Below are 13,123 nucleotides of genomic sequence, written 5' to 3'. Positions count from 1 at the left end.
GAGGAGCGGTGTCGGGCGGGCGGGCCTGCGCCATGTCCTGGCTGCCATGCTGCTTGCCGGCTGCGCGGCGCCGGCGGCATGGGCGCAGTCGGACAGCGCGACAACCGTTGCACCGGAGCAGGCGGCGCGGGCCTTCGCCATTCCGGCGCAGTCGCTGGCAGCCGCGCTGCGGCAGTTCCGCGCGCAGTCCGGCCTGCAGCTCGCCTACCGGACCGAGGATGTGCGCGGCGTGCAGAGCCCCGGCTTCACCGGCAGCGCCCGGCCGGAGGATGCGCTGCAGGCGCTGCTGTCCGGCACCGGCCTGCGCTACGACCTGTCGGCGCCGGGCACGGTCACCATCGCCCGCACCACGGACCGGACCGGCGCCATCGCCCTGGACGCCGTGACCGTGGAAGGCGAAGGCGGGGCACCGGCCCAGGCGCTGATCGGCACGAAGCCGGCACCCTTTGCCGGCGGCCAGGTGGCGCGCGGCGGCCAGGTCGGCATGCTGGGCAACCGCGACTTCATGGACACGCCCTACAGCACCACCAGCTATACCGTGGAAACGATCGAGAACCAGCAGGCGCTGCTGGTCGGCGACCTGATGGCCAACGACCCCTCGGTGCGCAGCGACTATGGCCGGGCGAGGGGCAGCGAGGAGTTCACGATCCGCGGCCTCACCGTGTTCAACCGCGACATGTCCTATAACGGCCTGTACGGCATCGCGCCGTTCTACACCACGCCGGTCGCTTCGCTGGAGCGGGTCGAGGTTCTGAAAGGCCCGAACGCCCTGCTGAACGGCATGTCCCCCTACGGCTCCATCGGCGGCACCATCAACGTGGTGCCGAAACGCGCCGGCGACACCCCGCTGACCCGGGTGACGCCGATGTACATCTCCGACGCCCAAGTCGGCGGCCAGGTCGATGTCGGCCGCCGCTTCGGCCGCGACAAGGCGTTCGGGGTGCGGGTGAACGGCCTGTACCGCAACGGCGACACGCCGGTGGAGAACCAGAGCCAGGAGAACGGCAATGCCTCCGTCGGCATGGACTATCGCGGCGAGCGGGTGCGGCTGGAGGCCGACCTGTCCTATGCGGTGAACAACACCGATGCCCAGCAGGGCCTGCTGTTCGACTTCGCCTTCCCGGTACCCACGGCACCGGACTCGACCTCAAACTTCTTCCAGCCCTGGACATACTATGACGAACAGAATGTCTTCGGCATGGTTCGCGGCGAGGTCGATATCCTGGACAACGTCACCGCCTATGCCGCGGCTGGCGCCCGCCGGACCGACCTGGACAGCCTGCAGACCACCTGGCTGCTGCAGAACAATGCCGGCCTGATCGCCTCGCGGCCCCACTACATCAACGCCTATGACGTCACCAGGAGCGGCGAGCTCGGTATCCGCGGCGACTTCCAGACCGGCGGCATCCGCCACGAGGTCACCCTGTCGGGATCGAAGTATCACGAGGAATACGGCCAGCTCTCCACCCGGCTGACGACGATCTTCTCCAATCTCTACGAGCCGGTGGAGGTGGCGCGGCCCGTCCTGCCGTCCTATGGCGACATCCCGAAGACGGCGGAGAGCGACCTGACCAGCTTCGCCCTGGCCGACGTGCTGTCGGTCTGGGGCGACCGGGTGCAGCTGACCCTGGGGGCGCGGCGCCAGCAGGTGGGCTCGACGAACTTCAACGGCACGACCGGCGCGATCACGTCGGAATACGACAAGTCGCGGGTCACCCCGACCCTGGGCATCCTGGTGAAGCCCTGGCAGAACGTCTCGCTCTACGGCAGCTATATCGAGGGGCTGCAGCAGGGGCCGACGGCGCCGAACACCGCCGTCAATGCGGGCGAGGTCTTCCCGCCCTTCCAGAGCAAGCAGATCGAGGTCGGCGTGAAGGTCGACCATGGCGATATCGGCGCCACCCTCTCGGCCTTCCAGATCACCCAGCCGAACGGGCTGACCGATCCGACCACCAACGTCTTCGGCGTCGACGGCGAGCAGCGCAATCGCGGCATCGAGCTCAACCTGTTCGGCGAGGTGACGGAGACTGTCCGCCTGCTGGGCGGGGTGATGTATCTGGACGCCGACCTGGTGCAAACCCAGGGCGGCATCAACGACGGCAACACCGCCGTCGCCGCGCCCCGCTTCCAGGGGGTGATGGGGGCGGAATGGGACACGCCGTTCCTTCATGGCCTGACCCTGACCGGCCGCGGCATCTATTCCAGCCCGCAATACCTGGATGCCGCCAATACCCTGGAGCTGCCGCAATGGGTGCGCTTCGACATCGGCGCCCGCTACCGGCTGACCCTGGGCGGCAATCCGGTGACGATCCGCGCCAATGTGGAGAACCTGCTGGACAACGATTACTGGGCCTCCGCCGCGCGCGAGACCCTGGTGCAGGGCGCGCCGCGCACCTTCCTGGTCTCCACCAGCTTCGACTTCTGAGCCATGGCGGCGGCGGGCATAGCCGGACGCCGGCCTGCCAGCCGGCCTGTCCGCCGACCCTGGGCCCGCCCGGCCCTGGTGGTGCTGCACCGCTGGGCCGGGCTGGCGATGGCTGCATTCCTGGTGATGGCCGGGCTGACCGGCAGCGTTATCGCTTTCGACAGCGAGCTGGACGCCTGGCTCAACCCGGACCTGTTCCGCAGCCCGGGGCGCGGCCCGCCATTGCCGCCGGACGCGCTCGCCGCCGCGGTGGAGGCGGCGCTGCCGGGGGCCATCGCGGTCTCTGTGCCGCTGAACCTGCCGCCGGGGGAGGCGGCGCGCGTGACCGTCCGGGGCCGGGTCGATCCGGTCAGCGGCCGGCCGGTCGCGCTGGCCTATGACGAGGCGTTCGCCGATCCGGTGACCGGCGCGCTGCTGGGCACCCGCGACACCGGCGCCTGCTGCAGCCGGCAGAGCATCATCCCTTTCCTCTACCGCTTCCACTACATGCTGCAGCTGCCGGGGGAATGGGGGCATCTCGGGCGCTGGCTGCTGGGCGCGGTGGCGGTGCTGTGGCTGCTGGACTGCTTCGTCGGCGCCTGGCTGACCCTGCCGCGCGGCCGCCCATTCCTCGCCAAGTGGCGGATCGCCTGGGGCGTGAAGCGTCGTGCCGGCTTTCACCGGGTCAATCTGGACCTGCACCGCGCCGCCGGGCTCTGGTTCTGGCCGGTGCTGCTCGCGGTGGCGGTGTCGTCGATCTACTTCAACCTCTATCGCGAACTGTTCCGGCCGGTGGTGGAACTGATCTCGCCCCTGACCCCGTCGGTCTACGAGATGCCGGCGCCGCCGCCCAGTGTCGTGCCACCGCCGTTCGGCTTCGACGAAGGGCTGGCGCGGGCGCAGGCGGAGGCGCGCGGCCGCGGATGGACGCAGCGGCCCGACCGGATCTATCGCAGCAGCCGCGGCATCTATGCGGTGACCTATCGCCCGTCGCAGCACCGGCGCGGGGTCTGGCTCGGCACTCCCGTCATCGACATCGACATGCGCGACGGCCGGGTGCTGCAGGTGCATGTGCCGGGCGAGGGCACGGCCGGCGACGTCATCATGGACCTGCAGATGCCCCTGCACTCGGGCGAGCTGCTCGGCCTGCCCGGCCGCATCCTGGTCTGTGCCGCGGGCATCGCCGTTGCGATGCTCTCGGTCACGGGGGTGATCCTGTGGTGGCGCAAGCGCACGGCGCGGCGCACAGTGCGCCTGCGGCACCGGCTTTCGCCACGGGCATGACTGCGGCCGCCATCTGCCGGATCACCGCCTTCCAGGCGCATGCCCGGTGTCAGGGCGTGCCTGCTGCTGCTGCACGAACCCCGTTTGCTCCGATCGTACCGACACAGCCTGACATCCGGCCGCCACGCGGCCTCCCGCATTGTCCATGACCTCTGACCTGACGGGATTCAGGATACAGGAGGCTTATGTGAAACAGGGCAAGAGCCGGAACAAGGGACGCCAGGCCCACCGGGACCCATTCGCGCCGCAAACTGCGGCAAAGGCCGCGGGCGATTCGCCGGCGATCGACCTGGGATCCGTCAGCGCCGGCGCGGCACTGGCGGAATATGCCGTGATCCTCTGAGGCGGAGAGCCGGCCAGGGCCCGATCCGCAGCCCCGCGGCAGGTGACGATGCACTTCGCCCCGCCTGCTTTGCGCCAATCCACCGAAACCCGACGACAGCCTGGCGGCCGCGGGCGGCGGGTTGATGCAGCTGTTCGCACAGGGCTGATCCAGCCTGCTGATCCCGCCTGGACCTAGAGCGTTCCCATTTTTGGTAGAAGCGTTGTCGTTCTCGGGCTTGACCCGAGAACCCATTCCGCAACCTGATCAGCAGCCGGGAGGCTGGCGGAATGGATCCCCGATCAAGCAGGGGATGACGATTGGGTATGTGGTGCCGCTTCCATCTGTTCCGGGAACCCTCTAGCGTCCGAGGGCGGCCTGCGCCTCCGCCACGAGTCGGGCGACCAGATCCGCCGCAGCCTGCGGCCGTGCCATCGGCACGCCCTGGCCGGCCCAGAGCGAGAGGAACTCCGCCCGGCCCTGGCGCGCCGCCTCCGTGCGCAGCGGCCGGGTCAGGCCGTTCTGCAGCGGGAAGGGCAGGATCTCTCCCGCCGCCTCCACCTCGTCCATGAAGCGGTTGGCGATGCCGCGGGCAGGTCGGCCGGAGAAGGCGCGGGTGACACGCGTGCCGTCCTCGCGGGCGGTGCCGAGCGCCGCGCGATAGGCATCGGGCAGGCCGGATTCCGCCGCCGCCAGGAAGGCGGTGCCCATCTGCACCCCGGCCGCGCCCAGCACCAGCGCCGCCGCCAGGCCGCGACCGTCCATGATGCCGCCGGAGGCCAGCACCGGCAGGCCGGTGGCGTCGACCACCTGCGGGACCAGCGCCATCGAGCCGACCATCGAGGCCTCGAAGGCGCCGGCGAATGTCCCGCGATGGCCGCCGGCCTCGGCACCCTGCGCGACGATCGCCTCGAACCCCGCCTCCTTCAGCTGCACCGCCTCCGCCACCGTGGTGGCGGTGCCGATCAGCAGCATGCCGCGCGCCTTGATCGCCTGCCGCACCGCCGCCGGCGGGATGCCGAAGGTGAAGGAGAAGGCCGCCGCGCCGCTATCCAGTGCCGCGGCGACCTGCGCGTCGAAGCCGTCCGGCGGAAGCGCCGGCGCGACCGGCCGCTGCAGGCCCAGTTCCTCGAAATAGCCGGCCAGGCGCGACACCGCCGGGCCCGGGTCGACCGCCGGCGGTGCCGGGGTCGGCGCGAACAGGTTCACCCCGAACGGGGCGTCGGTCTTCGCCCGCACCGCGGCGGCGGCGGCGCTGATCTGCTCCGGCGTGCGGTAGGCGCTGCCCAGGAAGCCGATGCCGCCCGCGGCGCCCACCGCGGCGACCAGCTCCGGCGTGTCGCTGCCGCCGGCCATCGGCGCCTGCACCACCGGATGGGCAATGCCCAGGCGGCGGGTCAGGTCGGTGCTCAGGCGTTGCTCTGCGGTCATGGCGCTCTCCTCTTTCCGTCCGGAAGGTAGGGCGCGACCAATATGCTGAAAAACGAATAATCCAGATCCGCCCTATCTGTAGAAGCGATAGGAAGTTTATGCGGCCGCGCGGGGCTTTCCGGCGACCCGGTCCAGAAGTGCGGACAGGGCGCTGGACCGCATCGCCTCCCGGCGTTGCACGAAGAGGGTCTCCACCAGCGCCTCCGCCGGCGGCAGATCGCAAAGCGACAGGCGGAAGCGGCCGGCGGCAGCCTCGACGATGCCGCGCGGCAGCAGGGTGACGCCGATGCCGGCGGCGGTGCAGGCGAGCAGCGCCTCGATGGTGCCGAACTCCAGGCGGCGCAGGCCGGCGACGCCGCGCCGGGCCAGCACCTCCTCCAGCCGCTGGCGGTAGGAACAGCCGGCGCGCAGCACGACGATCTTCGCATCGGGCCGGTCGGCGAGGCCGTCGAGCCCGCCAATGGCCGGGGAGGTGGCCAGTACCAGCTCCTCCCGGAACATCGGCTGGGCGACGAGGTCGGGATGGGAGACGGGGCCGCAGACGAAGGCGCCCTCGACATCGCGGTCCAGCACCGCCTGCAGCATCTCCGCGCTGGTGCCGGTGCGCAGCACCAGGTCGACCTCCGGCCAGGCGGCGGCATAGTCCGCCAGGGCCGGGGCCAGGCGCAGGGCCGCCGTGGTCTCCAGCGCGCCGATGGTCAGGGCTCCGCGCGGCACGCCGTCGTCCGCGACGGCGCGGCGCGCCTCCTGCAGCAGGCCGTCGATGGCGCTGGCGAAGGGCGCCAGGCGCCGCCCCGCCGCGGTCGGCGTGACCCCGCGGGCATGGCGGTCGAACAGGCGGGTGCCCAGTTCCGCCTCCAGCCGCCGGATGCGCGCGGTGACGTTGGATTGGACGGTGTTCAGCTCCCCCGCCGCGCGGTTGATGCCGCCGGTGCGCAGCACCGCCTCGAACACCCGCAGGTCACCAGCGTCCATCGGCCATCCATCTCAGAAAGCGAACGTTTCTGGCATCATACAAGCATCTTCGAGATACAGAACCCGGGCAGGGTCCGCCATGGGTTCCATCGCCTGTCCCACCCGGCTTGAATGGCGCTTCCCAAGGCAGGAGAGGAAGCGGGCACCATGAGCAAAAGCAGGATGTGGAGGACCGCTCTTGCGGTTGCCGCAGTGGCTATCGCGGGGCCGGCGGTGGCGCCAATGGCGCAGGCCGACGATACCAGCGTGTGGGCGAACAAGTTCGACGAGGTCGGCAAGCCCACCGGCATGAAGCTGCTGTTCGACGAGACCGGCGCGATCTACGTCACCGACGACGGCCTGGAACAGTGCGACAGCGACCGGATCATGGTGCGGGGGGTGGACCGGCAGGGATCGGTGTCCAACACCTTCGCGTACGAATATGCCGATGCCTTCGTCGATGCCTTTCTGTCCGACATGAACGTCGTCCTGCTGGGCAGGGTCGATCCGTCAAGCAAGGTCTGCTTCGCCTACGGCATGCAGATCATGCTGAGCGGATCGGACGGATAGGCGCGGGCGGATACCCTATCCCTGCGGCACCGTCTCCGCCGTGGTGCCGACCGGCGGCAGGTCCGGCGCCAGGCCGGCGGCTTCGTAGATATCCATGGTCGCCTGGGCGACATTGGTCGCGGCCACCACCCGGTCGCGGCGGGAGGTCGTCAGTTCGCGCTGTGCGTCCAGCACGTCCAGGAAGCTGGCCAGCCCCTGGCGGTACAGGGTCTCCGCCTGGTTGAAGGCGGTTTCGCTGGCGGCGACCTCGTCCTCCAGCGCGGCCAGCCGGGCGCTGGCGCCCTGATAGGCGAGCAGGGCGGCCTCCACCTGCTGCAGCGCAGCGAGCAGGGCGGTGCGGTAGGCCAGCAGGGCCTGCAATGCGCGTTCCTGCGCGGCATCCAGGTTCGCCTGGCGCAGCCCGCCGTCATAGAGCGGCAGGTTCAGCGCCGCACCCAGCGCGGCGACGATCGTCTGCACCACGGAGCCGGTGCCCAGGCCGGAGACGTTGAGGCTCAGGCTGCCCGGCAGGCTGAGGCTGGGATAGAATTCGGCCTCCGCGACGCCGATCTCGGCGGTGGTCGCGATCAATGCCGCTTCGGCGGCCCGCAGGTCGGGCCGCCGGCGCAGCAGGTCGACCGGCAGGCCGATCGGCGGGCCGGCATTCAGCACCGGTATCGCGGCATAGCCCGTCTCGCCGTCGGGAAGGTCAAGGCTGCCGGGCAGGCGTCCCGCCAGCACGGCCAGCGCATTGCGCAGCCGCTGCAGCTCGGCCTCCGTCGGCGCCAGGGCCGCCTGCAGCGAGGCGACGGCCGCCTGCGCCCGGCTGAGGTCCAGCTGCGGCGCCAGTCCTGCCTCGGTGCGGCCCTCGACCAGGGTCAGGGTCTGCACCTGCAGGTCCAGGCTCTCGGCCGCCAGCGCCTGCAGCGCCTGGGTGCCACGATAGGAGACGTAGGTGCGGGTGGTCTCCGCCACCAGCGCCAGCGCGGTGTCGCGGCGCAGCCAGGCCTGGCGCTCCACTTCGGCCTGCGCCGCCTCCTCCGCCCGCTGCTGGCCGCCGAACAGGTCGGGCACCCAGCCGAAGCCGAGGCCCAGGCCGAGGGCGCCGGAGGTCTCGTTGCTGCTGCTGGAACCGGTCGTGCGGCTGCTGGCGGAATTGCCGATCCGCTGCGTCCGGTCGATGCCGGCATCGGCATCCAGGTCCAGGGTCGGCCGCCCCTCGGCCGTTACGCCGCGGGACAGGGCCTGCGCCTCGCGCACCCGGCTGGCGGCTTCCTGCAGGCCGGGATTGCCGGCCAGGCTTTCCGTCACCAGGCGGTCGAGGACCGGGTCGCGGAAGGCGGTCCACCAGTCGCGCCGGTCCGCCGGCTCCGGCGCGGCGCCCACCGGCGCCGGCACCGCCGCGTCGTAGGCGGCGCCCGGATCCGCCTGCGGGGCGACGGGGTCGGGGCCGACCACGGTGATGCAGCCGGCCAGCGCGGGCGCAAGCAGCCCGGCCGCCAGCATGGCGGCCAATGACCTGCGCCGGCTCATTCCGCCGGGCCCGGGCTGGGTGCCGGGGCGGCGCTGTCGCCACCGCCTGAGAGGCGGTCCGGCCGGCTGCGCGCGGCCTCCATCTCCGCCTTCAGGCGGCCCTGGGCGTCGGCGCGCGGCCGGGTCAGCGGCGCCAGCACGCGATAGACCGCCGGGGTCAGGAACAGGGTGAAGAAGGTGGCGATGCCCAAGCCTCCGAAGATCACCCAGCCGATCGCGGTGCGTGCCTCCGCCCCCGGCCCGGCGGCCAGGATCAGCGGCAGGGCGCCGAACACGGTCGACAGCATGGTCATCATCACCGGCCGCAGCCGCACCAGCGATGCCTCCCGGATCGCGCGGTGGACCGGCAGGCCGCGGTCGCGCAGCTGGTCGGCGAATTCCACGATCAGGATGCCGTTCTTCGCCATCAGGCCGATCAGCATCACCAGCCCGATCTGGCTGTAGATGTTCAGGCTGGTGCCGGTCAGCGCCAGGGCGAACAGGGCGGCGGCGATGCCCGACGGCACCGTCAGGATGATCACCAGGGCGGACAGGAAGCTCTCGAACTGCGCCGCCAGGACCAGCAGCACCACCAGCACGGCGATGGCGAAGGTGATCGCCACCTCCTGCGAGGTCTCCTCCAGGGTCGCCGCCTCGCCCTGCCAGACGATGCCGATGCTGCCGGGCAGCACCTCGTCGGCCAGCGCTTCCAGGTCGGCGATCGCCTGCCGCAACGGCACGTTCGGCGCCAGGCCGGCATCCATCTCCACCGCGCGCTTCTGGCCGACCCGGTCCAGTTCCGCCGGCACGCCCTCCTCGGTGATCGAGATGAAGGCGGTCAGCGGGATCATCCGGTCGTCGGCGGAACGGACATAAAGATTGGCCAGATCGCCGGGATCGTTGATGGCGCCGCCGGTGGATTGCAGGATCACCGGCACCTGGGTGTCGTCCAGGCTGATCTCCGTCACCTCGTAGCCGTCGACCATGGCGCGCAGGGTGGCGGCGATGCCCTCCACCGGAATGCCCAGATCCTCCGCCCGGCGCCGGTCGATCTTCACCGACAGCTGCGGCTGCGTCGCCTGGTAGTCCATGCGCATGTCGCGCAGCTGCGGCAGCCGCTCGGTGGCGGCGGCGATCAGGTCGGCGGCGGCGGCGGCGATGGCGGGATAGCTGGTGCCGGTCAGGGCGAATTCCAGGCCGCCGCTGGAGGCGCCGCGCAGGTTCAGGCTGTTGGTGCCGAAGATCCGCACGGTGGCGCCGGGCAGCTGCCCGATATCCTGCTGGAGACGGCGGACGATCTCGGCCTGGCCGGTCTCGCGCTCCTCCCAGGGCACCAGGGTGACGGTGATGAAGGCGCGGTTCAAATCGTAGCGGCCGACGATGGTGAAGACGTTCTGGATCAGGCCCTCTGCGCGCAGGGGGGCCAGGGCCGCCTCCACCGGCGCCACCTGGCGCTCCATGTAGGGCAGGTCGACCCCGTCCGGGCCCTGCATCGCGATGATGATGGTGCCGCGATCCTCCGACGGCACCAGTTCCTCGTCCAGGCTGGCGAACTGCAGCACCGCGAGGGCGACCAGGATGGCGACCCCGGCGATCACCAGCAGCGGTACCGCCAGGGTGGCGTCCAGCATGCGGCGGTAGAGGCCGGCCATCGGGCTGCCGATGCGGCGCAGCACCACCGGCAGGTCCTGGCCGCCGGCCGGCAGGCGGGACGCCAGCATCGGGCAGAGGGTCAGCGCCACGAAGGAGGAGATCGCCACCGCGACCGCCAGCACGAAACCGAACTCGGTGAACAGCCGGCCCGCCGTCGACGGCAGGAAGGCGATCGGCAGGAACACCGAGATCAGGGTCGCGGTGGTGGCGAGCACGGCGAAGAACACCTGCCGGGTGCCCAGCACCGCGGCGGCCAGCGGCCGCAGGCCCTGCGCCTTGCGGCGCTGGATGTTCTCCATCACCACGATCGCATCGTCGACGATCATGCCGGTGGCCAGGACCATCGCCAGCAGGGTCAGGATGTTGACGGAAAAGCCCATCAGCCAGATTCCGGCCACCGTGCCGATCAGGGCCACCGGGATCGTGGTGGCGGGAATCAGGGTGGGCCGCAGGGCGCCCAGGAAGACGAAGGTCACCGCGATGACGATGACGACGGCCAGGCCCAGGCTGATCAGCACCTCGCGCACCGAGCCCTTGATGAAGATCGCATCGTCGGAGGTCTTGATGATCTCCACCCCGTCCAGGCTGCGGTTCAGCCGTGCGATCTCACGGTCGACGCCTTCGGAGATCTCGATGGTGTTGGACCGCGCCTGCCGGATCACGCCCAGGCCGACCACGGTGCGGCCGTCCAGCCGCACGCTGTTCTCCGCATCCGCCGGGCCGTAGACCACATTGCCGACATCGCCGAGGCGCACCCGCGGCGCGATTTCCAGGCTCTCGACCTCGTCCGGCTGCCAGACGGAGGCGTCGGCACGCACGATCAGCAGCTGGTCGTCGGAGCGGAAGCTGCCGGCCGGTACATCGAAGCGCGCGCTTTCCAGCACCTGCGCCACATCGTCGATCGTCAGGCCGTAGCTGGACAGGCGCAGCGGTTCCACCAGCACCCGCATCACCTTCTCGCGGCTGCCGAACACCTCCACCGTGGCGACGCCGGGGACGGACGCGATCTCGGTGGAGATGTCCTCCTCCGCCAGCTTGGTCAGCTCTTCCTCCGACAGGCTGTCGCTGATCGCGGAGATCCGGATCACCGCGCCGGCATTGTCGTCGGCCTTGACGACGCTGACCTCCTCCACCCCGTCGGGCAGGCGGCGCTCCACCCCGGCCACCGCCTCGCGCACGTCGTTGGCGGCGGTGTCCAGGTCGGTGTCGGGCTCGAACTCCACCCGCACCCGCATGTTGTTCTCTTCCGAACCGGAGCGGATCGAGCGCACGCCGGAGACCCGCGCCACCGCCCCTTCGAGGACCGAGGTGACCTCGGTGTCCATGGTTTCCGGCGAGGCGCCGTCCCAGATCGCGCGGACGGTGACGATCGGCCGGTCGACATCGGGCAGCTCGCGCACCTCGACCCCCGACAGCGCGGCCAGACCGCCGATGATGATCAGCAGGTTGGCGACGATGGTCAGGATCGGCCGCCGTACCGCGAGCGACGGCAGGTCGCCGGTGATCGGGCGGTTCAGTTCCGCCTCGTCCTCTTCCGGCAGGCTTTCGTCCGGCAAGCCGTCTTCCGGCGGGGGGCGGTCGCTCACGAATCCCTCCGGCCGTCGACATCCGGCACGCCGCCCGTGCCGCCGTCCGGCGTGGTCGGCCGCAGCACGCTGCCTTCGCGCAGCCGCTGCACGCCTTCCACCACGATCAGGTCGCCCTGCTCCAGGCCGCCTTCCACCAGCACCCGGCCGCCGTCGCGGCGATGCACCTTCACCGGCACCTTCACCGCCACCGGCGCGCTGGGGCTTGCGGATGCCGGCGCGGTCGCCCTGTCGCCGTCACCGGCGGCAGCCGGGCGGGTCCGCGCCGGACTCTCCGCCGCAGCCAGGGCCGCGGCGTCGCCGACCCGCCAGACATAGGCGCCCTCGCGGCTCCACAGCACGGAGATCTCGGGGACGCTGGCATAGTCCTCACCGGGGATTTCGATGCCGATGGCGAAGGACATGCCCGGCCGCAGGGCATCGCCCTCGTTCGGCACGCGGGCGCGCACCGGCAGGGTGCGCGACACAGGGTCGATGCGGCTGCCCACGCTCTCGACCACGCCGTCGAACTGCCGGCCGTTCAGGCTCCACGGGCTGACCCGCAGGCCCAGGCCGGGTCGGATATGGTCGGCATGGATCTCCGGCACGTCGAAGGTGATGATGATGGCGCTGCGATCGTCCAGGGTGGTGATCGCGGTGCTGGTGGTAACCCGGTCGCCGGGATCGACCTCCGCCGTGCCGACCACGCCGGCGAAGGGCGCGCGCAGGGTGCGGTCGCGCAGCGCGACCTGGGCCTGTTCCAGCGCCAGCTTCCCCCGGTCCAGGGAGGTGCGCGCGGCATCGACCTCGGCGGCGGAGACGGCACCGGTCGGCGCCGCCTTGCGGTAGCGCGACAGGGTGACCTCCGCGTCCTTCACCTCCAGCTTCGCCAGCTCGACCGCCAGGCGCTCCGCCTCGTCGTCCAGCCGCAGCAGCACATCGCCCTTCTGGACCGTCTGCCCGGCGGCGAAACCGACCTCCGTCACCTCGCCCGCGACGGCGGGATAGATGGTGACGCCGGACAGCGCCTCGCCGGTGCCGATCGCCTCCAGGCGAATATCGTCGCGGCGCATCGCCACCGGCTCGGCGATCACCGGCAGGCCGGCGGCCATTCCCGGGCCGCCGCCGCCAGGTCCGCGCCGGCCGGCCGCTTCGTCCTCGGGCGTGGCCTGCAGCAGGCCGTAGCGGTCCGCTGCCCACCAGCCGCCGAGCGCGAGCACGGCAAGTACGGCGATGATCAGACCCTGGCGGGCAAACGACATGCGGTTTCCTTCGAGACTCCTGGCGCCGCGGACAGCGGCGGGCGGAAACGGGGCAGACGGGCATTCTGCCTCAAATCCGGCGGGATGCCCCATGTCCTGCACATGATCGGCAATCTGGTCCCGTCAAGCTGAACGGGACATGAAGAGGAGACGATGGCGGCCTGCACAGCCCACCCGGCCGGCCGAA

9 protein-coding genes are annotated in these 13,123 nt (G+C 71.1%); 4 read left to right on the top strand and 5 right to left on the bottom strand.

From position 1 onward, the window contains the following. Positions 1 to 46 precede the first annotated feature (46 nt). From ACFOGJ_RS27295 to ACFOGJ_RS27285, 3 genes are all read left to right on the top strand, one after another. Complete coding sequence (locus ACFOGJ_RS27295; protein WP_379906451.1) at positions 47 to 2,425, top strand: TonB-dependent siderophore receptor; 2,379 nt, start codon at positions 47 to 49, stop codon at positions 2,423 to 2,425. Positions 2,426 to 2,428: 3 nt separating this feature from the next. Next, the gene (locus tag ACFOGJ_RS27290) at positions 2,429 to 3,688 is read left to right on the top strand and encodes a PepSY-associated TM helix domain-containing protein (protein ID WP_379906450.1); all 1,260 of its coding nucleotides are present in this window, start codon (positions 2,429 to 2,431) and stop codon (positions 3,686 to 3,688) included. 187 nt (positions 3,689 to 3,875) lie between these two features. Next, entirely contained in the window at positions 3,876 to 4,031 is a 156-nt protein-coding gene (locus tag ACFOGJ_RS27285) for a hypothetical protein (protein WP_379906449.1), read from the top strand. Between the two features lie 339 nt (positions 4,032 to 4,370). Here ACFOGJ_RS27285 and ACFOGJ_RS27280 read toward each other — a convergent pair whose 3' ends face one another. Both ACFOGJ_RS27280 and ACFOGJ_RS27275 read right to left on the bottom strand, forming a co-directional pair. Beyond that, positions 4,371 to 5,441, bottom strand: a complete 1,071-nt coding sequence (locus tag ACFOGJ_RS27280) for an NAD(P)H-dependent flavin oxidoreductase (protein WP_379906448.1) — start codon at positions 5,439 to 5,441, stop codon at positions 4,371 to 4,373. Between the two features lie 96 nt (positions 5,442 to 5,537). Beyond that, positions 5,538 to 6,416, bottom strand: a complete 879-nt coding sequence (locus ACFOGJ_RS27275; RefSeq protein ID WP_379906447.1) for a LysR family transcriptional regulator — start codon at positions 6,414 to 6,416, stop codon at positions 5,538 to 5,540. 147 nt (positions 6,417 to 6,563) lie between these two features. Between ACFOGJ_RS27275 and ACFOGJ_RS27270 the strand changes: the two genes are divergently transcribed. Further along, positions 6,564 to 6,965: a hypothetical protein gene (locus tag ACFOGJ_RS27270; RefSeq protein WP_379906446.1), complete on the top strand. Its 402-nt coding sequence runs from the start codon at positions 6,564 to 6,566 to the stop codon at positions 6,963 to 6,965. Positions 6,966 to 6,980: 15 nt separating this feature from the next. On the opposite strand, the gene ACFOGJ_RS27265 is transcribed toward ACFOGJ_RS27270, so the two are convergent. From ACFOGJ_RS27265 to ACFOGJ_RS27255, 3 genes are read right to left on the bottom strand one after another with little or no spacing between them, the layout of a single operon-like run. Continuing rightward, complete coding sequence (locus ACFOGJ_RS27265) at positions 6,981 to 8,477, bottom strand: efflux transporter outer membrane subunit (RefSeq protein WP_379906445.1); 1,497 nt, start codon at positions 8,475 to 8,477, stop codon at positions 6,981 to 6,983. Further along, positions 8,474 to 11,695 carry an efflux RND transporter permease subunit gene (locus tag ACFOGJ_RS27260; RefSeq protein ID WP_379906444.1) on the bottom strand — a complete coding sequence of 1,074 codons (3,222 nt, stop codon included), beginning with the start codon at positions 11,693 to 11,695 and terminating at the stop codon, positions 8,474 to 8,476. The genes ACFOGJ_RS27265 and ACFOGJ_RS27260 overlap by 4 nt, the downstream gene beginning before the upstream one ends. Continuing rightward, on the bottom strand, positions 11,692 to 12,936 hold the full coding sequence (locus ACFOGJ_RS27255) for an efflux RND transporter periplasmic adaptor subunit (protein ID WP_379906443.1): 1,245 nt from the start codon (positions 12,934 to 12,936) through the stop codon (positions 11,692 to 11,694). Before ACFOGJ_RS27255 ends, ACFOGJ_RS27260 begins: the two co-directional genes overlap by 4 nt. Between the last annotated feature and the right edge of the window lie 187 nt (positions 12,937 to 13,123).

The sequence above is a fragment of the Marinibaculum pumilum genome, from assembly GCF_042646425.1.
Lineage (GTDB): Bacteria > Pseudomonadota > Alphaproteobacteria > Ferrovibrionales > Ferrovibrionaceae > Marinibaculum > Marinibaculum pumilum.
This window is presented reverse-complemented; position numbering and strand designations above follow the sequence as displayed.